Annotated in this window: 18 protein-coding genes; 8 read left to right on the forward strand and 10 right to left on the reverse strand. The window is 65.0% G+C overall.

Going from position 1 to position 20956, the window contains the following annotated elements; all coding sequences use genetic code 11:
- Positions 1 to 3: 3 nt before the first annotated feature.
- Positions 4 to 1227, reverse strand: coding sequence for an ABC transporter substrate-binding protein (locus tag ACOQOU_RS02945; RefSeq protein ID WP_109767707.1), 1224 nt, complete (start codon positions 1225 to 1227; stop codon positions 4 to 6).
- Positions 1228 to 1286: 59 nt separating this feature from the next.
- Positions 1287 to 2339, reverse strand: a complete 1053-nt coding sequence (locus ACOQOU_RS02950) for an ABC transporter ATP-binding protein (RefSeq protein WP_306025946.1) — start codon at positions 2337 to 2339, stop codon at positions 1287 to 1289.
- A gap of 134 nt (positions 2340 to 2473) precedes the next feature.
- Between ACOQOU_RS02950 and ACOQOU_RS02955 the strand changes: the two genes are divergently transcribed.
- Positions 2474 to 3475, forward strand: a complete 1002-nt coding sequence (locus ACOQOU_RS02955) for an ester cyclase (protein ID WP_306025947.1) — start codon at positions 2474 to 2476, stop codon at positions 3473 to 3475.
- Here the strand turns inward: ACOQOU_RS02955 and mgrA are convergent.
- Entirely contained in the window at positions 3472 to 4530 is a 1059-nt protein-coding gene (mgrA, locus tag ACOQOU_RS02960) for an L-glyceraldehyde 3-phosphate reductase (protein WP_306025948.1), read from the reverse strand. The genes ACOQOU_RS02955 and mgrA overlap by 4 nt on opposite strands.
- A 94-nt stretch (positions 4531 to 4624) precedes the next feature.
- Positions 4625 to 6697, reverse strand: a complete 2073-nt coding sequence (locus tag ACOQOU_RS02965; protein ID WP_306025949.1) for a bifunctional aldolase/short-chain dehydrogenase — start codon at positions 6695 to 6697, stop codon at positions 4625 to 4627.
- Positions 6698 to 6785: 88 nt separating this feature from the next.
- Between ACOQOU_RS02965 and ACOQOU_RS02970 the strand changes: the two genes are divergently transcribed.
- On the forward strand, positions 6786 to 7766 hold the full coding sequence (locus ACOQOU_RS02970) for a sugar-binding transcriptional regulator (RefSeq protein ID WP_306025950.1): 981 nt from the start codon (positions 6786 to 6788) through the stop codon (positions 7764 to 7766).
- Between the two features lie 21 nt (positions 7767 to 7787).
- Here ACOQOU_RS02970 and mtnA read toward each other — a convergent pair whose 3' ends face one another.
- The gene (gene mtnA, locus ACOQOU_RS02975; RefSeq protein WP_306025951.1) at positions 7788 to 8885 is read right to left on the reverse strand and encodes an S-methyl-5-thioribose-1-phosphate isomerase; all 1098 of its coding nucleotides are present in this window, start codon (positions 8883 to 8885) and stop codon (positions 7788 to 7790) included.
- Positions 8882 to 10156, reverse strand: a complete 1275-nt coding sequence (mtnK, locus tag ACOQOU_RS02980) for an S-methyl-5-thioribose kinase (RefSeq protein WP_306025952.1) — start codon at positions 10154 to 10156, stop codon at positions 8882 to 8884. Before mtnK ends, mtnA begins: the two co-directional genes overlap by 4 nt.
- Positions 10157 to 10282: 126 nt before the next feature.
- On the opposite strand from mtnK, the gene ACOQOU_RS02985 reads away from it, so the two are divergent.
- From ACOQOU_RS02985 to ACOQOU_RS03000, 4 genes are read left to right on the forward strand one after another with little or no spacing between them, the layout of a single operon-like run.
- Positions 10283 to 11812 (forward strand): sugar ABC transporter ATP-binding protein, encoded by a 1530-nt coding sequence (locus ACOQOU_RS02985; RefSeq protein ID WP_306025953.1) that lies wholly within the window; start codon positions 10283 to 10285, stop codon positions 11810 to 11812.
- Between the two features lies 1 nt (position 11813).
- A complete protein-coding gene (locus tag ACOQOU_RS02990; RefSeq protein WP_109768466.1) occupies positions 11814 to 12890 on the forward strand; it encodes an ABC transporter permease in 1077 nt (358 codons plus the stop codon).
- A 42-nt stretch (positions 12891 to 12932) separates the two neighbouring features.
- Complete coding sequence (locus ACOQOU_RS02995; RefSeq protein ID WP_109768406.1) at positions 12933 to 13985, forward strand: substrate-binding domain-containing protein; 1053 nt, start codon at positions 12933 to 12935, stop codon at positions 13983 to 13985.
- Between the two features lie 55 nt (positions 13986 to 14040).
- On the forward strand, positions 14041 to 14490 hold the full coding sequence (locus tag ACOQOU_RS03000) for an RbsD/FucU family protein (RefSeq protein WP_306026408.1): 450 nt from the start codon (positions 14041 to 14043) through the stop codon (positions 14488 to 14490).
- 5 nt (positions 14491 to 14495) lie between these two features.
- Here ACOQOU_RS03000 and ACOQOU_RS03005 read toward each other — a convergent pair whose 3' ends face one another.
- The 4 genes from ACOQOU_RS03005 to choX all read right to left on the reverse strand — a co-directional run bounded on the left by ACOQOU_RS03005 (position 14496) and on the right by choX (position 18728).
- Positions 14496 to 15638 (reverse strand): RuBisCO large subunit C-terminal-like domain-containing protein, encoded by a 1143-nt coding sequence (locus ACOQOU_RS03005; RefSeq protein WP_306026409.1) that lies wholly within the window; start codon positions 15636 to 15638, stop codon positions 14496 to 14498.
- 226 nt (positions 15639 to 15864) lie between these two features.
- Complete coding sequence (gene choV / locus ACOQOU_RS03010; RefSeq protein WP_109768408.1) at positions 15865 to 16887, reverse strand: choline ABC transporter ATP-binding protein; 1023 nt, start codon at positions 16885 to 16887, stop codon at positions 15865 to 15867.
- Positions 16884 to 17720 (reverse strand): choline ABC transporter permease subunit, encoded by an 837-nt coding sequence (choW, locus tag ACOQOU_RS03015; protein ID WP_306026410.1) that lies wholly within the window; start codon positions 17718 to 17720, stop codon positions 16884 to 16886. Before choW ends, choV begins: the two co-directional genes overlap by 4 nt.
- Positions 17721 to 17813: 93 nt before the next feature.
- Positions 17814 to 18728, reverse strand: coding sequence for a choline ABC transporter substrate-binding protein (choX, locus tag ACOQOU_RS03020; protein WP_196780438.1), 915 nt, complete (start codon positions 18726 to 18728; stop codon positions 17814 to 17816).
- 120 nt (positions 18729 to 18848) lie between these two features.
- On the opposite strand from choX, the gene betI reads away from it, so the two are divergent.
- Together betI and betB are read left to right on the forward strand one after the other, a co-directional pair.
- On the forward strand, positions 18849 to 19436 hold the full coding sequence (gene betI, locus ACOQOU_RS03025; RefSeq protein WP_109768411.1) for a choline-responsive transcriptional repressor BetI: 588 nt from the start codon (positions 18849 to 18851) through the stop codon (positions 19434 to 19436).
- Positions 19437 to 19447: 11 nt separating this feature from the next.
- A complete protein-coding gene (betB, locus tag ACOQOU_RS03030; protein ID WP_306026445.1) occupies positions 19448 to 20899 on the forward strand; it encodes a betaine-aldehyde dehydrogenase in 1452 nt (483 codons plus the stop codon).
- The last annotated feature ends 57 nt before the right edge of the window (positions 20900 to 20956 follow it).

Below are 20956 nucleotides of genomic sequence, written 5' to 3' on the forward strand. Positions count from 1 at the left end.
TCCTTATTCGATCAGGCCGGCTTCCTTGGCCGCCGTGATGTAGGCTTCCTCGATGGCTTCGAGTGTCGCCGCGGCATCGCGTTCGCCGGTGAAGAAGGCCGGAAGCTCATTGCCGAGCGCGGTGTGCATGAGGCCCATCTGGCTGGTCGACGGGTAGGATTGCGGCGCCGGATCGGCACTGGCCGTGGCGATGGCGCCCTGGGCCAGACGGTTCGGCTCATAGCCCGAAATCAGCCAGATCGCATCGTCGTTGTTGGCCGTCACCATCTCCGTGTCGAGGCCCTCCATGGCCACGCGGAACGCAGCCTCGGCCTCCTCGTCGGAAATGTTCTTGGCGATGACGATGCCGTCCCACCAAAGCGTCGTGGCCGGCGCGCCGCCTTCCATGGCGAGCGGTGCGGCGGCGGCGTTGACCTTGCCGACGACCTGGCTCTCGGCCTCGTCGTCCATGGCCGCGCCGCGGCTGGCCCACAGGTTCGCCATGGCGATCTTGCCCTGCTGAAACTGCTGCTGCACGTAGGTGGAGTCCGACACCAGATATTCGGGATCCATGTACTCGGTCATGCGCATCATCATGTCGAGCGCCTTCATGCCGGCTTCGGTGTTAACCGTCGGCATCGAGTCGGCACCGGTGAACTGGCCGCCAAAGCCCAGGAACATGTTGTTGAAGTCCTGGGCCAGGTTCCAGCCCGACTTCATCGTCGCACCGAGCGGATAGTCGACGACGCCGGCTTCCTTGATGGCGGCAGCCGCTTCGAGCACACCATCCCATGTTGACGGCACTTCAAGGCCCAGATCGTCGAAAATGTCCTCGCGGTACATCAGGTGCTGCGTGTTGACCATCATCGCGACCGCCATGGTCTCGCCATTGATCTTGATGAGCTGGTTGGGGGCAAGGTTCTGGCCGTGCGCGGCGATCAGGTCGTCGAGCGGCCGGATCGTGCCCTCGTTGAGCAGCGGCGTGACCGTGCCGTTCGAAACGCCGCCAATGTGGTAAAGCGACGGGTTGGCTGCGAACGCGGCGGGCTGCTTGGTGCGGAACTCCTGATCGAGTTCGGCTTCGACATTGCCGCATTCGGCCATCGCATCCGTCACCGCCTTCCACGCTTCAAAGCCGGCCGACAGCGACTTGACGGTTACTTCGTTCTCGAATGCGCAATCGGCCTGCGCGCCGGCCGTGGCCAACAGCGACACCGCACCGGCCATCAACAAGGTCTTCAATTTCATGGTTTTCTCCCTTTGGCTGGCGGGCGCATCCGATCGCGCTCGCCGTAGTAGTTTGCGGATCATTCCGCGGCGATGCGCGCGCCCGTCTGCGCATCGAACAGGTGGCAGATCTCCGGCGATACCGACAGGCTCACCGTGTCGCCGATCTCGGCGCGGAACTCCTTGTGCGCCTTGACCGAAACCATCGCGCCGCCGGCGCGCACGGCGATCATCGTGGCATCGCCCAGAAGCTCCATCGTGTAGACAGGCGCGCTGATCTCGCCCTGGTCATCGCCGACATGGGCGTCTTCGGCGCGGAAGCCGAGCGTGACAGGCCCGTTCGGGCCATTCAGGCCGGAAATCGAGACACGGTCGCCGGTGAACGTTCCGCCTTGAAGCGTGCCTTCCATCAGGTTCATGGCGGGCGAACCGATGAAGCCGGCAACGAAGGTGTTGGCCGGCCGGTCGTAGATCTCGGTCGGCGTGCCCACCTGCTGGACGACGCCCTGCTTCATCACCACGACCCGGTCGGCCAGCGTCATCGCCTCGATCTGGTCATGCGTGACGTAGATCGTCGTCACCTTGAGTTCATGGCTGAGGTTCTTGATCTGCGCCCGGGTCGATACGCGCAGCTTGGCGTCGAGGTTCGACAGCGGCTCGTCCATCAGGAAGACGTTCGGCTCGCGCACGATGGCGCGCGCGAGCGCCACGCGCTGGCGCTGGCCGCCGGACAGTTCGGCCGGCTTGCGGTGCATGAACGGTTCGAGTTCGACCATCGCCGCCGCACGCTTGACGCGCTCGTCATGGCTGTCGGCATCCACCTTCCGCACTTTCAGCGGAAAGCGGATGTTCTCGTAGACATTCATGTTCGGATAGAGCCCGTAGCTCTGGAACACCATGGCGATGTCGCGATCCTTGGGATCGAGATCGTTGACCACCTGCCCGTCGATCGAGATCGTGCCCTCGGTGACATCCTCGAGCCCCGCGATCATCCGCATGGTGGTGGTCTTGCCGCACCCCGACGGGCCAAGCAGAACGAGAAACTCCTCGTCCGCGATCGTCAGGTTGAAATCGTCAACGCCGACGAAACTGCCCCAGCGCTTGGACACATTGCGAAGCTGGATCTCAGCCATTCGTACCTCCCTGTACGTGGTGGCCGCGCGCTTGCACACGATTGCATAAAGCGTAGACTCCGCTTCCCGAATTTGGCAAGCGTTTTTTGCACACGAGTGCAAACACGCCTCCGGCAACAGGAAGACGATCAGCGATGAGCGATTGGCGCGCCGATACACACACTTTTCTGAACGCATTGATCCGCATACCGGATTCCGATCTGGACGCCTTTGCAAGGACCATGATCGGCGCCGATTGCGTCTGGGACGTCGCCGCGCCGGTCGGCCGCCTCAAGGGCGTCGATGCGGTGCTGGATGGCCTGATCCGGCCGCTGCGCCGCGCATTGTGGCGCGTGCACCGGCGCGACGAGATCTTCTTCGGCGCCCGCAACCGCCGCCACGAGCGCGGCAACTGGATCTGCTCGGTGACACACTATGTCGGCATCCACGACCGCGACCTGCTCGGGGTCCGGCCGGCGGGGCGCCTGGCTTTTGTGCGCTCGGGCGAATTCTACCGCATCGAGGACGGCATGATCGTCGAGGCGAAGATCATCATCGACTTGCTGGACCTGATGCGGCAGGCGGGACGTTATCCCCTGCCCCGCATGCTCGGCACGGAGATGCTGTTTCCGGGCCCTGCCACCCATGACGGCATTTTGCCCAACGACCCCGCGCGCGGCGACGCCTCGCTCGACATCGTCGAAGCGATGATCGGCGATCTGCACGACTTCGATCCCGACACGTTCCATTCCGAAGCCCAGACCGGCACGCACGGCCACTGGCACGAGGACATGATGTGGTACGGGCCCGGCGGCATCGGCTCCACCTTCGGCTGGGACGGCTTCGTCAATCACCACCGCGCATCGTTCCTGCGTGCCTTTCCCGACCGCAAGGGCGGCAACCACTTCTGCCGGATCGGCGATGGCGACTACGCCGCCTTTTCGGGCTGGCCGTCGATGACGATGACCCACAGGGGCGATTATCTGGGTGTGCCGGCGACGGGCCGGTCGATGACGCTCAACGTCATGGATTTCTACCGGATTGCCGACGCCAAGATCATCGAGAACTGGGTGTTGCTCGACTATGTCCACCTGTTCGCGCAGATGGATGTCGATGTGATCGCCCGGTCAGCGGCCATGGACAGCCATTTCAGCTAGCGCGACGGGCGCCGCTGCGGCCCGCCCTCGATCTCGGCGGACTGGGCCCACAGATTGATGTCTTCCTCATGAGCGAGCTTGTCGATCTCCGCCAGCTCCGTGTCGGTGAAGTCCAGATTGCCGACGGCGCGGGCGCAGTCGATCACCTGTTCGGGCTTTGACGCGCCGATCAGCGCGGTGGTCACCCGGCCGTGCCGCAGCACCCACGCGATCGCCATCTGCGCCAGCGTCTGGCCGCGCTTTTCGGCAATCGCGTTCAGCCCGCGAATGCTGTCGAGCGCCCGGTCGGTGATCATGGACGGAAACAGCGACTTGTCCTGCGCCGCACGGCTATCCTCGGGTACGCCGTTCAGATATTTGCCGGTGAGCATGCCCTGCGCCAGCGGCGTGAACGCGATCGAGCCGATGCCCAGATCGTCGAGCGTGTCGAGCAGACCGTCCCGCTCGACCCAGCGGTTGAGCATGTTGTAGCTCGGCTGGTGGATCAGGCACGGCGTGCCAAGCTCCTTGAGGATTGCCACCGCTTCGCGCGTGCGTTGGGAATTGTACGATGAAATCCCCGCATAGAGCGCGCGCCCCGACCGGACGATGTGATCGAGCGCGCCCATCGTTTCCTCGAGCGGTGTGTCCGGATCGAACCGGTGCGAATAGAAGATGTCGACATAGTCGAGCCCCATCCGCTTGAGGCTCTGGTCGCACGAGGCGATCAGATATTTGCGGCTGCCCCACTGGCCGTAGGGGCCGGGCCACATGTCATAGCCAGCCTTGGACGAGATGATCAGTTCGTCGCGATAGCCGGCGAAATCGGTACGCAGGATCGCGCCGAACGCTTCTTCGGCGCTGCCGGGCGGCGGGCCGTAATTGTTGGCCAGATCGAAATGGGTGATGCCGCAGTCGAACGCGGTCCGGCAGATCGCCCGCTTGGTCTGATGCGGCGTGTCCTCGCCGAAATTGTGCCACAGCCCAAGCGAGATCGCAGGCAGGTCGAGGCCGGACCGGCCGCACCGGCGATAGGCCATCGTCTCGTATCGGTCTTCGGCGGGAACATAGCTCATCGGGTCATCCTCGCTTGTCGGCATCGCGGGCCGCCACCGCTACACGCCGTGCAAAGCAGCCGCAAGCGGTGCGAGACGGCAACGGTTCACGGGATCAGCGCAGCGCCGCTTCGATGTTGCCGCCATCCACCGTCATCACATGGGCCGTGGTCCGGTCGGCGCGGGCGAGCGCAACGAACGCCTCGGCCACATGGGTCGCCTCGACCTCGGCACGCAGAAGGTTGCCGGCCATATAGTCGGCCGTACTCACACCGCGCGCCTCGGCCCGCTTCTCGATGAAATCGTCGGTCAGCAGCCCGGAGCGTATCCGGTCCGCATTGACGCCATTGACCCTGATGCCCTCGCCGCCCAGCTCCAGCGCCAGTTGCCGCACGAGGAAGAAGGTCGCCGCTTTCGGCAGGCCATAGGCGCCAAACCCCCTGCCCGGATTGACCGCCTGCTTGGAGACGTTGAACAGAAGCTGCCCGCCCCGCCCCTGCGCGCGCATCGTGGCCGCGGCGGCCTTCGCCAGCGCCAGATGGGAAAAGAAATTGAGTTCGAAGCTCTTGCGCAGCGTTTCATCGTCGAGGTCCATCAGCATCCCCTGCATGGCCGCGCCGGCGTTGGAGACGACGATGTCGATGCCGCCGAACCGTGCGCACACCGCATCGATGACCGCCGCGCCGGCACCCGCCGCCGTGATGTCGGCCTGGACCGTCAGCGCCTTGCCGCCAAGCGCTTCGCCGGCCTTGTCCAGCGCATCGGTGGACAGATCGGCGATCGCCACGCTGGCGCCGAGCGCGGCGAACGCCTTGGCCGTGGCGAGCCCGATCGCGCCTCCGCCGCCTGTCACAAGCACGATCTTGCCGGCAAAGGCCTTTGGCGTGGATTTGGCGAGCTTGGCCTGTTCAAGCGACCAGTATTCCATGTCGAACGTGTCGGCTTCGCCGATCGGCCGGAACCCGCCGGCGGCTTCGCCCAGCGTCACGACTTCAACGGTCTGTTCGCCGATATCGGCGGCGGCGGCGGCGGACGCGCTGTCCTTGCCGATTCCCACCAGTCCCACGCCTTCAATCCATGCCAATCCCGGGATCGGCTCCAGCATGGTCTTGATGCCGCCGACCCGTTCATTGTGGCTCGCGAAATAGGCCTTGTAGGCATCCGCCCATGCATCGACTGCGGCGCGAATGGCATCGGCGCCGGCATCGATCTGAGCGCGCGACAAGTGGAGCGGAAACGCCTTGGTGCGGATGACATGGTCGGGCGAGCCGACCCCGCGCCGCGACAGGCTGTCGAGATCGCCGCGCGCCAGGAACCGGTCGATGGCCGGCCCGCCGCGCACATCGAAGACGGGCATCGGCATGTCGGCATCGTGATGGGCGGATCGGATAGCACCGAGCACCCCGCGCAGCGCGGGCAGTACGCCGGATGCTCGGCCTGGGTCGAGCGGGGCGCGTACCGTATGGACGGTCGTATCAAATGTGCGGCCGCCGGCCCGGTCGGCAAGCCATTGCTCGACCCGGTTGGTGTGGTCGATCACCCGGTCATAACTCTGCTTCGCCGTGTCGCCGAAGGTGAAGTGACCGTGGTTGAGCAGCACCAGACCCTCGACCTCCGGGTCGGCTTCAAAGACCTCGGCGGCCTTCTTGGCAAGCGCGAAGCCCGGCATGATGTAGGGGACGACGGCCAGCCTGCCGCCGAAAAGCTCCGCGACGATATCGGTCGCATGCGGCAGGTTGGCCAGAGCCAGAAACGCCGTTGCATGCGTGTGATCGACAAAACTGTGCGGCAGAAACGCATGGAGAAGCGTCTCGACCGACGGGTTGGGTGAGGACGACTGCAACAGCGCGGCGCGCTGCGCATCGACCATCTGTTCGTCCGACAGGGCGTCCAGCGGCCGCAGCGCCAGGAGAGGATCGAGCCACACGCCCGGCAGGCCGGGCCCCTTGATCGTGTCCAGATCCCAGCCGCTGCCCTTGATATGCAGGACACGCTTGTCTTCGCCCTGCAGCGTCGGGCGTATCACCTTGACCGACGTGTTGCCGCCGCCATGCATGACCAGATCGGGGTCCGAACCGATCAGCCGCGACGAGTAGACACGATGGCCGAGCGCGCGGTCGGCAACGGACGTCCCTTCGGCCGCGGCAAACCGGTCGGCATCGTCGTCGTTCCAGCGATTGTCGCGCATCAAGCTCTCTCCGCAATGCCGTGTCCGACCCGTTTTGACAAATGTCAGAACCTGATGTCAAATAGCTAAAATCGGGATTGACGCAAACATGCCTTCGACTTCGGTGCGGCGTTCGGCCGGACAGATCAGCGGCGAGGACATCGTGGTGGAGGCCGCGTGGCTCTACTACCATGACGGGCTGAACCAGAACGAGATCGCCAAGCGGCTCAACGTGTCGCGCGCCACGGTCGTCAACTACCTTCAGGAAGCGCGCGAGCGCGGCTTCATCAACATCACGCTGGCCACCGAGCCCTTCACCAATCACCGCCTTGCCGGCGAACTGTGCGGCACGCTGGGCCTCAGGGCGGCCTATGTGCTGCCCGATGGCGCGGGCGGCGATAAAGAGCAGTTCGACCGTGTCGTGCGGGGCGCGGCCAATTGGCTGCCATCGCTGCTGGAGGCCGGCGACCGGCTCGGCGTCGCCTGGGGCAAGACGATCTACGACATGGCCGAACATATCGAGTCGGTCAGCATCCCCGATCTGGAAGTGATCCAGCTCGTCGGCTCGATGGCGACGCCCTACGGCTTTTCCGCCGAGATCTGCTCGGCCAACATCGCCCGCAAGCTCGGCGCGAACTGCGTCAATTTGCATGCCCCGGCGGTCCTCAGCACGCCTGAGATCGCCGCGACCCTGCGCAAGGAGGCGATCATCGCCACCCAGCTCGACGCGATCGCGCGCTGCAACAAGGCGCTGTTCGCGGTCGGCTCGTGCAACCATGACAGCCATATCGTCACATCGGGGCTCGCCAGCCATGACGATCTGGACTGGTATGTGGCGCAAGGCGCGGCCGGCGTGGTGTGCGGACGGTTCATCGATGCGAACGGCGAGCCTGTGCGCGGCCCGCTCGACGAGCGCATGATCGGCATCGAACAGGACATGCTGCGCGGCAAGCAGATGGGGCTTCTGGTTTCGGTCGGTCTCGACAAGGCCGAAGCGATGCTGGCCGCCCTGCGCGGCGGCTATGCCACCCACCTCGTGACCAGCCAGTCATCGGCGCGGCATCTTCTCGAGCGCGCCGGCAAATCCTGACGACCCGCATTCGCAGAAGCGTCAATCGCGCCGTTCGGGAAACAGCGCCAGCAGGCCTTCACGGCTCGGCTCGGCAATGCCGCGCTCGGTGATCAGGCCTGTGATGAGGCGCGCCGGCGTCACATCGAAGGCGGGGTTGGCGCCGGGCGTGCCGTCCGGCGAAATCTGCACCGAGGCGGTCGAGCCGTCGTCGAGCTTGCCGAATACCCTGGTGACCTCGGTTTCGTCGCGCTGCTCGATCGGGATTTCGGCCAGCCCGTCATGGACGGTCCAGTCGATCGTGCTCGAGGGCAGCGCGACATAGAAGGGAATGTCATTGTCGTGCGCGGCAAGGGCCTTCAGATAGGTGCCGATCTTGTTGCACACGTCACCCGATGCGGTCGTCCGGTCGGTGCCGACAATCACCACGTCCACATCGCCATGCTGCATCAGATGGCCGCCCGCATTGTCGACCACCAGATGGTGGTCGATGCCGTGGCTGTTGAGCTCCCATGACGTCAGTTGCGCACCCTGATTGCGCGGCCGCGTCTCGTCGACCCAGACATGCACGCCCAGCCCGTCCTCGACGGCATGGTAGATCGGCGACGTGGCCGTGCCCCAGTCGACGGTGGCGACCCATCCCGCGTTGCAATGGGTCAGCACGTTGACCGGCTCGCCCGGCGCCTTCTTGCGTGCGATCGCGCGCAGGATTTCGAGGCCGTGCAGGCCGATCTGGCGGTTCGCCTCGACATCCATGTCACAGATTTCCGCGGCCCGGCGCATCGCCTCGTCGGCGCGCCTTTCCACCGGCGTGTTGCGCAGAAGCGAGCGCATGTCGTCGAGTGCCCAGCGCAAATTAATCGCGGTGGGGCGCGTTTCGTGCAGCACGTCCCAGGCATTGTCGAGCGCGGCGTCCGACGGATCGCGGGCCATCTTCACGGCGATGCCGTAGGCGGCGGTGGCGCCGATCAGCGGCGCGCCGCGCACCCACATGTCGCGAATGGCGGTCTCGAAGTCCTCCAGCGTATCGAGGCTGACGATCCGGAACTCGTGCGGAAGCCAGCGCTGGTCGATGATCATCACCTTGCCGGTCTCGTCCTCGCGCCAGATCGAGCGGTAGTGCCGGTCGCCAACCTTCATTGGGCTTCTCCTCTGGCGGCAATGCGTGTGGTCGCGATCACCTGATCGATACCGGCAAAACCGGCGCGACTGAGAACCAGCGTCCGGCCGAGCCGCAATGCCTTCTCCTCAAGCGGCGCACGCACGTCCGGGTCCTCGATCGAATCGAACTCGGCGATATGCGCCAGCCCCAGAATGCGGCGGTGCATCTCGATGCCCGCAAAACCCATCGCGTCGCGGAAGATTTCGCCGAGCACCTCGCGCAGCGCCGCGTCGGAGGCCAGATGGTCTCCCTGATCCTCATAGAGCGTCCGGGCATAGAGGATGCCGGTGCGTTCTGTGTGCCAAAGCCGCGAGAACTCGCCGGCGAATGTCGCCCACGTCTCGCCGACCACATCGAGCAGCCAGTCCTGGTAGGCGGTACAGGCCGCATCGTCCGCGACATGCGCCGGCATGGCGAGACAGGCCATCAGATAGTTGCCGATCAGCATGCCCGCATCGAAGCCCATCGGACCGTAGAAGGCGAATTCGGGATCGATGATGCGGGCCTGATCGTCGGTGACCATGATCGAGCCGGTGTGCAGGTCGCCATGGCACATCGTCTCGGCGCGGCTGGTGAAGGCACGCTTGAAATGCTGGGCGGCGATCTTGAGCTGTTCGTCGCGCCGCAATTCGGCGACCACACCGTCGAGTTGCGGCGCGGTGTGGCGATTCATCTCGGCGTCGAAATAGGGATCGGTGAAGACGAGGTTTTCCGTGATGTCGCACAGTTCGACATTGCCCGAAAACAGAGCCACGTCCGCCTTCTTGTCGGGGGCCTGCATCGACAGGTCCGATCCGCGAAAGGCCGTCCGCGCGCAGAATTCGCCCAACGTCCGGCCCAGCCCCGCGACGCGCCGACCGGCCATCATCTGCTGGCGCAGGATGATGTGCGGCGACAGATATTCCATGACGATCAGGGCCTGCGCCTCGTCATAGTGGAAAATCTCGGGAACGCGGCCCGGATCGCGCGCGGCCTGGCGCGTCAGCGCATGATACTCGAAAAAGGCGCGGGTCAGCGGCAGCGGCCAGCTTTCGCCGACCAGCCGCACATAGGGCAGCGCCTGCTTGACGATGGCCGCGCCCTTGGGGCCCTCGACGATGAACACCAGATTGAGATTGCCGTCGCCCACTTCGCGCACCGACCAGGCCGACGCATCGGGGCCGATCCGTGACGCCAGCGCCTCCACGCCGCCGAGCCTTGCGCCCAGCGTCTCCGGCGACAGGGCCTGATAGTCTTCGCTCAACGCCATCCTCCCCTAGCTGCTCGCTGCGCGACGGGTTTGCGCGATCGGACGGTAAAAGGCAATTCAATCAGTTGTCAATATACGTTGACTTTTGTCATATCCCTTGGTTTGCTCTGCGCCGGGAGGAAATTGATGTCGACCCTATCGTGCCGGATTTCCGCCATCGACAAGGCGTTCGGTGAAAACCGCGTGCTCTGCAAACTCAGCCTCGACCTGCCCGCCGGCACGGTGACCGCGCTGATGGGCGCCAACGGCGCGGGCAAATCGACGCTCGTCAAGATCCTCAGCGGCGTTCACGCGCGCGACGGCGGTTCGATCGAACTGCTCGGCGCGCCTTTCGCACCGGCGACCCCTTCGCAGGCCATTCGCGCCGGCGTCGTCACCGTCCACCAGAACATCAATGACGGCGTCATTCCCGATCTGGACGTGGCGTCCAACCTGATGATCGACCAGCTGGCCGAACGCCAATACGGCTTCATGATCAAGCGCGCGCGCCTTCTGGCCGAAGCGCGCAGGGTGGCCGCGCGCATGGGGCTCGATGATATCGACGTGCGCACGCCGGTCAGCGAACTGGGCGTCGCCGACCGCCAGCTCATCGCCATTGCCCGCGCAATGGCGCATGAACCCAAGCTGCTCATTCTGGATGAGCCGACCTCGTCGCTGTCTGCCGCCGAGGCCGAGCGCCTGTTCGCCCTGATCGAGACGCTGAAAGCACATGGCGTGGCCATCCTCTATATCTCGCACCGCATGTCCGACATTCGCCGCATCGCCGACCGCGTGGTCTCGATGCGCGACGGCGAGATTTCCGGCGTCTTCGAGGGCCCGGAGATCGACTATGAGGGCGCGGTGCAGGCCATGCTCGGCCATCGCATGACCGAAGTGGACATCACGATACCGCCCGCCGGCCAGCCGGTCGTCGGTCTGCGCGATGTGCGGCTGAAGGCAGACAGTCCGGCTTTCTCGCTCGATCTCGGCGACAATGAGATCGTCGTTGTCACCGGCCTTCTTGGTTCCGGCAAGACCGCCCTCGCCCAGACGCTTTTCGGCATGGCATCGCCGTACGCCGGAACCATCACGCTGGACGGCAAACCGTTCGCCCCCAAAAGCCCGGGCGATGCGGTCCGCCGCGGTGTCTTCATGTCGCCGAAAGACCGTGCCAGCAACGCGGTCATTCAGGATTTCGACCTGGCGCGCAACATGACGGTGCCGTTCCTGTCGCGCTACGGGCGGCTCGCCTTCATCGATCGCAGGAAGGAGCGCCGAACGGCGCAGGACATGATCGACGCGCTGTCGATCGTCTGCCAGTCCGAGGCCGACGGCATCGGCACGCTGTCGGGCGGCAACCAGCAGAAGGTCATGCTGGGGCGCTGGCTGGCCCAGCCCAGCCGCCTTCTGATCCTCGACGAGCCCTTCCAGGGCGTCGACATACGCGCCCGGCGCGACATCGGTCGCAAGATCCGCGAGACCGCGCGCGACCGGGCAACGCTTGTTCTCGTTGCCGAACTGGACGAAGCCTTCGAGATCGCCGACCGGATCGTGGTCTTCCACGACCATGCGGCGGCCGCCGAGTTCCGCAACGAAAACATAGACGTCAATGCCGTTCTCGCAGCGGTCACCGGTTCGCCGGCCGATGCGCGCGGCAAGTCCCGACAGGCCGCATGAGATGAGCGTGGACAGCACTCCCGATCAGACAACCGGCGACGGCAGCAACACCGAGGCGCTGCCCAGGCGCAAGCGCGCAACGCTGGTCGATCATTCCATTCGCTACGGCTTTCTTGGCCTGCTGCTGGGCCTGATCGTGTTCTTCTCGATCTTTGCGAGTGGCTTTGCAGGCCCCCGCTCGGCGGTGTTCATCTTCCAGTCGGTTGCCATCACCGGCATTCTGGCGCTCGGCGTGACCTGCACGCTTGTCGTCGGCGGCTTCGACCTGTCGATCGGCTCGGTGGCAACCTCCTCGATGATGCTCGCCGCCTACATGATGGTGATCTTCGAACAGTCGGCCTTCGTGACCATCGTTGCCTGCCTTGCCATGGGCGCCTTCATCGGGCTCATCAATGGCCTTTTGATCGTCAAGACCAGGGTCCCCGATCTTCTGGCGACGCTGGGCATGATGTTCCTTTTGGTCGGCCTCCAGCGCATTCCGACCGAGGGCCGCTCGATCGCCACCGGCATGACGCTGCCGGACGGATCGACCGCCGAAGGCACCTTTTCGCCCTTCTTCCTCGCCATGGGCCGCCACCGCATCGACCTTGTCCTCGAAGACCTCATTCCGGTGTCGGTCATCTTCCTGATCGTGATCGGCATCCTGGTCTGGATCTTCCTCGAGATGACCCGTCACGGCCGGCTGATGTACGCGATCGGCTCGAACGAGCGCGCGGCCAGCCTGACCGGCACCAATGTCAACAACTACAAGATCATGGCCTACATGATTTCCGGCACGCTGGCCTCGGTCGGCGGCATGCTGCTCGCCGCCCGGCTCGGCCGCGGCGACATCGCGTCGGGCACCAATCTCCTGCTCGATGCGGTCGCCGCCGCGCTGATCGGATTTGCCGTGCTTGGCGCCGCCAAGCCGAACGCCTTCGGCACCGCGATGGGCGCGCTCTTCGTCGGCATCCTCTTGCAGGGGCTGACGATGATGAATGCGCCCTACTACACCCAGGACTTCATCAAGGGCTTCGTTCTGGTGATCGCCCTTGTCTTCACGTTCTCGCTTTCGGCGCGAAAGGCCGGAAGCCACTGACGGCCCCGGCCGCCAGACAAAGCTGCAAAAGGAGGAGACCTCATGAAAATTGTTCGCAGAACGGCACTGGCGATGGTCGCCAGCATCGCCGCATCGGCCACATTGCTGTCCGGCGGCATCGCCAACGCCGAAATGCCGGCGCCCCTCGACAATCCCGGCGACGTCAAGATCGCGCTTGTGCGCTATCTGTCGACCGGCGACTTCTTCCAGGCCTATCTGTCGGGCGTCGAAGCCCAGGCCGAGGCGCTGGGCGTGGACCTGCGCGTCTTCGACAGCCGCCAGGACGCCGCCCTTCAGGCCGACATGGTCGATCAGGCGATTGCGCTCGGCGTCGATGGCATCGTCATCCAGCACGGCCTGACCGAGTCGATGAAGGAAGCAGCCCAGCGGGCCGTCGACGCGGGCATCAAGGTCGTCGCCTTCGATGTCAATGTGGAGAACGAGGCGATCCCGCAGATCGAGCAGTCGGACTATCTGCTCGGCAAGCTGGCACTGGAACAGGCGATCGAGGACAATGGCAACGAGTGGAAGGCCGGCTATGTCTACGTGCCCGGCATCGCGCCGCTCGACCGGCGTCACGTCGCCTGGGAAGAGATCAAGGAGGCCAATCCCGGCATTGAGGAAGTCGCCCAAATGGGCACGCTCGACAACCCGATCGCCAACTCGAACGCCAACCAGGCGCGCTCGGTCCTGCAGGCCAATCCCGATATCTCGGTCTTCTTCGCGCCCTACAACGAGTTCGCCAAGGGCGTGAAGATCGCAGTCGACGAGGCCGGCATGTCCTCCGACGTTTCGATCTATTCGGCCGACGTTTCGACCGCCGACATCGCCCAGATGCGTGAGCCGGGCAGCGCCTGGAAGGCGACCGTGGCGACCAACCCGGCTGTTGTCGGCGAAGTCTCCGTACGGGCGCTGGCCATGATGCTGGCGGGCGAAGATCCGGGCGCCCAGGTGATCGTGCCGCCGACCCTGATCACGCAGGCCTTCCTCAACGAGAACGACATCTCCAACATGGAAGACCTGTCGGCCAAGCTGCCGCAATTCGCCCATGCCGACGTGGCGATGACCGACTGGATGCCTTTGCCGCCGCGCTGAGGCACATAGAACCGGGGCCGCCTTGCGCGGCCCCTCTTCTGTCCGGAGACCGCATATGCTCAAGAACATCGATCCGCGCATGACGCCCGAACTGATGGATTGCCTGATCCGGCTTGGCCATGGCGACGAGATCGTCATCGCGGACCGCAACTATCCCGCCGCCTCGACGGCGGCCCACTGCGTCATGCCCGACGTGATCCGCCTTCCCGGCTTTTCGTCGCCCGAAGCGGTCGCGCTGATCACGCAGCACATGCCGATCGACGGCTTTACCGATTACGGCGCCCTGCGCATGCAGGTCGATGGCGAACCCGATCGGGTCGAGCCGGTGCACCGCGACGTGTTCGACGTGCTCGAGACGGTCAAGCCGGCGGAGGCGAAGCTGGGCAGCATCGAACGTCAGGCCTTCTACGCACACGCCCGCAACGCCTTTGCCGTGGTCGCCTGCTCGGAAGACCGGCCGTTCGGCTGTTTCATCCTGCGGATGGGCGTCGTCTTCCCCGACTGACCCGTCTAGCGCGCGCCGGGGACCGCATCGACCGCCCGGCGCATGGCGGTGACCGCCTCGCCGATCCTGTCGCCATGGCGCAGCAGGCTGCCCCCGATCAGATAGACGACGTCATCGCCATACATGGCCGCCATGTCCGCCGCCCGGTCGACGCTCATGCCGCCGCCGGGGCTTGGAAAGATCGGCTTGCCGATGCCGGCGGGATCGCGGCATGCATCGGCGATCGCGACGCATTCTTCCGCCGAAAAGCCGAACCGCCCGCCGACATTGGGAAAGACGGAGATGTCCGAGCCGGCAAGGCGCTGCAGCACGCCATACATCATCGCATGGGTGAAGCCGGTTTCCGGCGACAGGACGAACGGACCGGTGAAGCTCGGATGCGTCATGATCGGCAGGCCGAATGCCGGGTCCGCCGCAAGCTGCTGGACGATCTCGAAGCCCAGGAGACCCGGCATCAGCAAGACGCCGCCTGCTCCGGCCCTCTTGGCGAAGAAGGCACGTTCGACAAGCTCGTCCGGCCGGCCGGTGATGTTGGCGAAATGCAGCGCCGACATGCCGAACTCGGCATTGGCCCTGGCGACCGCCGCTGCGACCTTTTCGGTGCGTTCCTCGAACGGGGCCATCGGCTGGTCGGCGAGGCCGTGATCGTCCTTGATGATGTCGGCACCGCCGGCCACGCAGCGGAAGGCGATCTCGGCCAGCGTTTCGGGCGATGAGCCCTGCGGCTTGATGACCGGCGAGATGAGCCCGCCCTTCGGCCGGTTCGCGCGCGCCCTGACACCCTCGATACCAAAGCGTGGACCGGCAAAGCGCTCGGCGATCGTCGCGCCCGGCTCGAACCCGACCACCTTCACGCCCTGCTGAATGGATGAGTTGCCGAAGATGACATTGAGCAACTGACAGAGTTCTGCGCCGACACTGTCGGGCGAATAGGAGATCGCCACATCGAAGACACCACGCTCTCCCATCTCCGCACGGCCGACCTTGCCGACGATCTTATCGGCAATGAACCCTTGCGGCACGACATCGGCAGGGACTTCGACCGTCTGCTCAAGCGCCACGTCATGGGCGCGCCGCATGGCTTCTGCGGCACTGTCGGCGAAGATGCGGTAGACGACCCGGAATCGCTCCATCGTGCCGGCGCTCACGTCCGGCCGGCCTTTGTCCGGATGCCGGACCGGCCTGTGCCTCGCATTCCGGCTTGCCGAACATGCTCGTGTCCGCCCGTCGCCCCCTGCCCGTCTGATCGTCGAATCCGCACGACCGTCACCTCCTTGTTCGCGGTGACACTAGGCATTGATAGACAATTGTCAACAAAGGTGTCTTTTGTTCAGAACGGTGGAGAGGATCGTCCTCAAGCCGCTCCGGCGGCGGTCAGCCGCGCGGATCGAGGAGTTTGGCCATCACGTCGGCGCGGCTGATCCGGCCGACGACTTCGTCCCCGTCTGTAACCGCAACCGCCTCGACCGCGCGGAGCTTTTCCATCACGTCGCGCACGCTCATGTCGGCGCCGACCGTGTCGGTCGCACCCTCCCCTGGCGGCCCCATAATGTCGCGGGCGCACAGGACGCCCAGCGGGTTCATGTGGGCGACAAAGTCGGCGACATAATCGTTGACCGGGTCGGAGAAGATCTGCTGCGGCGTGCCGCACTGGACGATCCGCCCGCCTTCCATGATGGCGATCCGGTCGCCGAGCTTGAACGCCTCGTCCAGATCGTGACTGACGAAGATGATTGTTCGCTTCAGCTTGCCCTGCAGGTCGATCAGTTCGTCCTGAAGCCGCGTGCGGATCAGCGGATCGAGCGCCGAGAACGGCTCGTCCATCAGAAGGATCGGCGCGTTTGTCGCAAAGGCGCGCGCCAGACCGACGCGCTGCTGCATGCCGCCCGACAGTTCCCCCACCTTGCGGTCGGCCCAGCCATCGAGGCCCACCAGCGCCAACTGGTCGTCGACCTGCCTGTTGCGCTCGGCCTTTTCGAGGCCGGCCAGTTCCAGCCCCAGCCCGACATTGTCGCGCACGGTACGCCACGGCAAAAGCCCGAACTGCTGGAACACCATGGCGACGCGCTCGAGCCGGATACGGCGCAAGGTGGCCGCGTCCGCTGACGAGACATCGACCATCCGGTCGCCATCATTGACGCGCACCGCGCCGCGCACCACCGGATTGAGCCCGTTGACGGCGCGAAGCAGCGTCGACTTGCCGGACCCCGAAAGGCCCATCAGCACGACGATCTCGCCCTCGCCCACTTCGAGCGAGCAATCGTGAACGCCGAGCACCTGCCCGGTCTCGGCCTGGATATCGCCGCGTGTGCGGCCTTCATCCATCAGCGGCAGCGCCTCCTGCGGGCGGTCCCCGAAGACGATGTTCACCGCGTCGAACGCAACCGCGACACTCATTTGCGCGCCTCGATGCGCAGCATGCGGTCCAGCATGATCGCAACCACGACGATGATGAAGCCGCTCTCGAAGCCGAGCGCGGTGTCGACCCGGTTGAGCGCCCGCACAACCGGAACGCCGAGCCCGTCGGCGCCGACCAGAGCGGCGATCACCACCATGGAGAGCGACAGCATGATCGTCTGGTTCAGACCGGCCATGATCTGCGGAACCGCATAGGGCAGCTCCACCTTCCACAAGGTCTGCCGGGGCGTCGCACCGAACGCGCGCGCCGCTTCGAGCAGCGGCATCGGCGTCGAGGAAACACCCAGATGGGTCAGCCGGATCGGCGCGGGCAAGACGAAGATCACCGTCGCGATCAGGCCCGGCACCATGCCGATCCCGAAAAAGACGATCGCCGGAATGAGATAGACGAAGGTCGGCAGCGTCTGCATCAGATCGAGCACCGGCCGCATATAGGCGTAAAGGCGCGGCCTGTGGGCTGCCGCAATGCCGATCGGCACGCCGATCGCCATACAGACGAGACAAGCCGACAGGACCAGCGTCAGGCTTTCGGTGGTCTCTTCCCAATACCCCTGGTTGAGGATGAACAGAAAGCCGAACCCGACCAGCGCGCAGACCGACCAGCGCCGCTGCAACGCCCATGTCAGCGCGACGAAGGCGGCGACGACGATCAGGGGATGGGGTGTCTGCAGCACCCACAGGATCGCTTCGATCAGGACGTCCATCGCATCGGACAGGCCGTCAAAGAAGAAGGCGCCATTGTCCTGCAGCCAATCGAAGAAGGCGCCGGCCGCATCGCCAACGGGGATTTTGTTGTCGGTCAGCCAATCCATGGAAAACCTGTTCGCGAGTTGCGCTATTGCAGCTGGCGATGACCGCCGGCACAGAGAAAGGAGCCTCCCGAAAGGGGAGGCTCCGGGTGGCCGTTACATGCCGAGAGCGGACTTGACGGCTTCCATCGCGTCGCCGCCGTCCAGCGTCGTCACGCCGTCGAGCCACGGGCCCAGCGTGTCGGGATTGGCGGTAAGCCAGGCCGTGGCCGCATCGGCCGGGTCCTCGCCATCGTTGAGGATGGCGCCCATGATCTCGTTTTCCATGGCCAGCGTGAATTCGAGATTTTTGAGGAACGTGCCGACATTGGGGCATTCGTCCACATAACCGGCGCGTGTGTTGGTCATCACCGTTGCGCCGCCCAGATTGGGCCCGAAGAAATCGTCGCCGCCGGTCAGATAGGTCAGCTCGAAATTGGCGTTCATCGGGTGCGGTTCCCAACCCAGGAACACGATCGGCTCGTCGCGACGCGACGCCCGTTCGACCTGCGCGAGCATGCCCTGTTCCGAGCTTTCGGCCACTTCAAAGTCCGACAGGCCGAACGCATCGCCCTCGATCATGTCGAGGATCAGACGGTTGCCGTCATTGCCCGGCTCGATGCCGTAAATGGTCGAATCGAGCGCTTCCGCCTGTGTAGCGATGTCGGCGAAATCGGCGATGCCGAGCGCCGCGCCGGCCGCATTGGTCGCCAGCGTGTACTTGGCACCTTCCAGATTGGTGCGCACCGTGTCGACCGTGCCTGCCTCGCGATAGGGCGCGATGTCGGCTTCCATGGTCGGCATCCAGTTGCCCAGGAACACGTCGACATCGCCCTGCGCGAGCGATGTGTAGGTCACCGGCACCGACAGCACCTTGATGTCGGTCTCGTAGCCCAGCGCCTCGAGCACGACGGTTGCAACGGCGGTGGTGGCGGTGATGTCGGTCCAGCCGACATCGGAGAAGGTCACGGCCTCGCATTGGGCATGGGCCTGTGAGCCCATCGCGGTCGACAAAGCGAGCGCGGCGAACATCGTCTTGAATTTCATGTGGGCCTCCCGGGTTTGGTTTAACGGATCGTTGCGGTTTTTGTTGATTGACGAGTCAATTAACTTTGTTTACGCCGAAAAGACAAGCCCCACCGGGAATTCGCCATGCCAAAGGTCGGAATGGAGCCGATACGCCGCGATGCGCTGGTCAACGCAACCATCGCCGAAATCGGACGTGCCGGATCGCTGGATGTCACCGTGGCCCAGATCGCCAAGCGCGCCGGCATGTCCTCGGCCCTGGCGCATCATTATTTCGGCAACAAGGACCAGATCTTCCTGGCCGCCATGCGCCATGTCCTGACCGTCTACGGGCACGATGTACGCGCCGCGCTGAAGCAGGCCAAAGGCCCGCGCGAGCGGCTCGAAGCGCTGGTCGAAGCGAGCTTTTGCGTGCACCAGTTCGACGACGAGATCATCGCAGCGTGGCTCAACTTCTATGTGCTCGCGCAGACCTCGGAACCCGCGCGGCGGCTGCTCGCGGTCTACCAGAAGCGCCTCCTGTCCAACCTGGTACACGAACTGCGGCCCCTTGTGGACGATGCCGCCCCGGTGATCGCGCTCCGCATCGCCGCACTGATCGACGGGGTCTATCTGCGCCAGGCGCTGCGCGACCGCGCCATGGACAACCGCTCGGCGACGCGCCTGGTGCTCGACGCCGCCGAGACCTGGATCGGCAGAAAGACCAACGCATGACCATCGCCAACATCGCAGCGAAGCCCGAGGCCAGCCACTTCGTCGGCGGCGCCTACATCGAAGACGAGGCCGGCGCGGCCATCGACGTGATCTATCCGGCAACGGGCGAAACGATCGCCACGGTCCGTAGCGCAACGCCGGCGATCGTCGATCGCGCGCTGGAGACCGCCGCTTCGGCCCAGGCCGAATGGGCTGGCCGGACAGGCGCCGAACGCGGGCGCGTGCTGCGCCGCGCCGCCGACATCATCCGCGACCGCAACCGGGACCTGTCCGAACTCGAAACGCTCGACACGGGCAAGCCGCTGTCGGAAACGCTGGTCGCCGATGCCTCGTCCGGCGCCGATGCGCTGGAATATTTCGGCAATCTCGCCGCCACTCTGACCGGCGAGCACATCCCGCTCGGCGGCGATTTCGTCTATGCGGTGCGCGAACCTCTGGGCGTGTGCGCCGGCATCGGCGCGTGGAACTATCCCACGCAGATCGCCTGCTGGAAGGCGGCGCCAGCGCTTGCCTGCGGCAACGCAATGGTCTTCAAACCGTCCGAAGTCACGCCGCTTTGCACGCTGAAGATCGCCCAGATCCTGATCGAGGCCGGCGCGCCTCCGGGTCTGTTCAACGTCGTCCAGGGCTATGGCGATGTCGGCGCGGCGCTGGCCACCGACCCGCGCGTCGCCAAGGTCTCACTGACCGGCTCGGTGCCCACCGGCCAGAAGGTCTATTCGGCCGCCGCCGGGCACATGAAGCATGTGACGATGGAGCTTGGCGGCAAGTCGCCGATCCTGGTCTTCGACGATGCCGACATCGAGGACGCGGTCGGTGGCGCGATCCTCGGCAACTTCTATTCCTCCGGCCAAATCTGCTCGAACGGCACGCGCGTCTTCGTCCAGCGCGGCCTGCACGACGGCTTCGTCGAACGGCTGGTCGAACGCACCAGGGGCGCGGTGATCGGCGATCCGCTGGATGAGGCGACCAGTTTCGGCCCTCTGGTTTCCGAAGCGCAACTCGACAAGGTGCTTGGTTATGTCGATATTGGCCGCGCAGAAGGCGCGGAGATCGTTGCCGGCGGCAACCGAATCGACCGACCGGGCTTCTATATGGAGCCGACCATCTTCACCGGCGTCACCGACCGGATGACGATCGCGCGCGAGGAGATCTTCGGCCCCGTCCTGTCGGTCCTCGCCTTTGACGACGAGGACGAAGCCGTCGCCCGCGCCAACGCGACCGAATTCGGTCTGGCGGCCGGTGTCTTCACCCGCGATCTCGCCCGCGCGCACCGTGTGATCGCGCAGCTTCAGGCCGGCGCCTGCTTCATTAACGCCTACAATCTGACGCCGGTGGAAGCGCCGTTCGGCGGCGTCAAGCAATCCGGCGTCGGCCGTGAGAACGGCCATGCGGCCATCGAACACTACAGCCAGCTCAAGACCGTCTATGTCGGGCTCGGCCCGGTCGAGGCACCCTATTGACCCGCTGAATCGCTTTATCAACGAGCCGATTCAATCTGTGATGAAACATCGATCAAG

Origin of the sequence: Oceaniradius stylonematis (assembly GCF_965223445.1) — a bacterium.
Classification (GTDB): Bacteria; Pseudomonadota; Alphaproteobacteria; order Rhizobiales; family Rhizobiaceae; genus Roseitalea; species Roseitalea stylonematis.

Excerpts from the sequence above, each read along its gene's own strand:
- ACOQOU_RS02945 (WP_109767707.1), bottom strand. The coding sequence starts at position 1,227 with ATGAAATTGAAGACCTTGTTGATGGCCGGTGCGGTGTCGCTGTTGGCC.
- ACOQOU_RS02950 (WP_306025946.1), bottom strand. The coding sequence starts at position 2,339 with ATGGCTGAGATCCAGCTTCGCAATGTGTCCAAGCGCTGGGGCAGTTTC.
- ACOQOU_RS02955 (WP_306025947.1), top strand. The coding sequence starts at position 2,474 with ATGAGCGATTGGCGCGCCGATACACACACTTTTCTGAACGCATTGATC.
- mgrA (WP_306025948.1), bottom strand. The coding sequence starts at position 4,530 with ATGAGCTATGTTCCCGCCGAAGACCGATACGAGACGATGGCCTATCGC.
- ACOQOU_RS02965 (WP_306025949.1), bottom strand. The coding sequence starts at position 6,697 with ATGCGCGACAATCGCTGGAACGACGACGATGCCGACCGGTTTGCCGCG.
- ACOQOU_RS02970 (WP_306025950.1), top strand. The coding sequence starts at position 6,786 with ATGCCTTCGACTTCGGTGCGGCGTTCGGCCGGACAGATCAGCGGCGAG.
- mtnA (WP_306025951.1), bottom strand. The coding sequence starts at position 8,885 with ATGAAGGTTGGCGACCGGCACTACCGCTCGATCTGGCGCGAGGACGAG.
- mtnK (WP_306025952.1), bottom strand. The coding sequence starts at position 10,156 with ATGGCGTTGAGCGAAGACTATCAGGCCCTGTCGCCGGAGACGCTGGGC.
- ACOQOU_RS02985 (WP_306025953.1), top strand. The coding sequence starts at position 10,283 with ATGTCGACCCTATCGTGCCGGATTTCCGCCATCGACAAGGCGTTCGGT.
- ACOQOU_RS02990 (WP_109768466.1), top strand. The coding sequence starts at position 11,814 with ATGAGCGTGGACAGCACTCCCGATCAGACAACCGGCGACGGCAGCAAC.
- ACOQOU_RS02995 (WP_109768406.1), top strand. The coding sequence starts at position 12,933 with ATGAAAATTGTTCGCAGAACGGCACTGGCGATGGTCGCCAGCATCGCC.
- ACOQOU_RS03000 (WP_306026408.1), top strand. The coding sequence starts at position 14,041 with ATGCTCAAGAACATCGATCCGCGCATGACGCCCGAACTGATGGATTGC.
- choV (WP_109768408.1), bottom strand. The coding sequence starts at position 16,887 with ATGAGTGTCGCGGTTGCGTTCGACGCGGTGAACATCGTCTTCGGGGAC.
- choW (WP_306026410.1), bottom strand. The coding sequence starts at position 17,720 with ATGGATTGGCTGACCGACAACAAAATCCCCGTTGGCGATGCGGCCGGC.
- choX (WP_196780438.1), bottom strand. The coding sequence starts at position 18,728 with ATGTTCGCCGCGCTCGCTTTGTCGACCGCGATGGGCTCACAGGCCCAT.
- betI (WP_109768411.1), top strand. The coding sequence starts at position 18,849 with ATGCCAAAGGTCGGAATGGAGCCGATACGCCGCGATGCGCTGGTCAAC.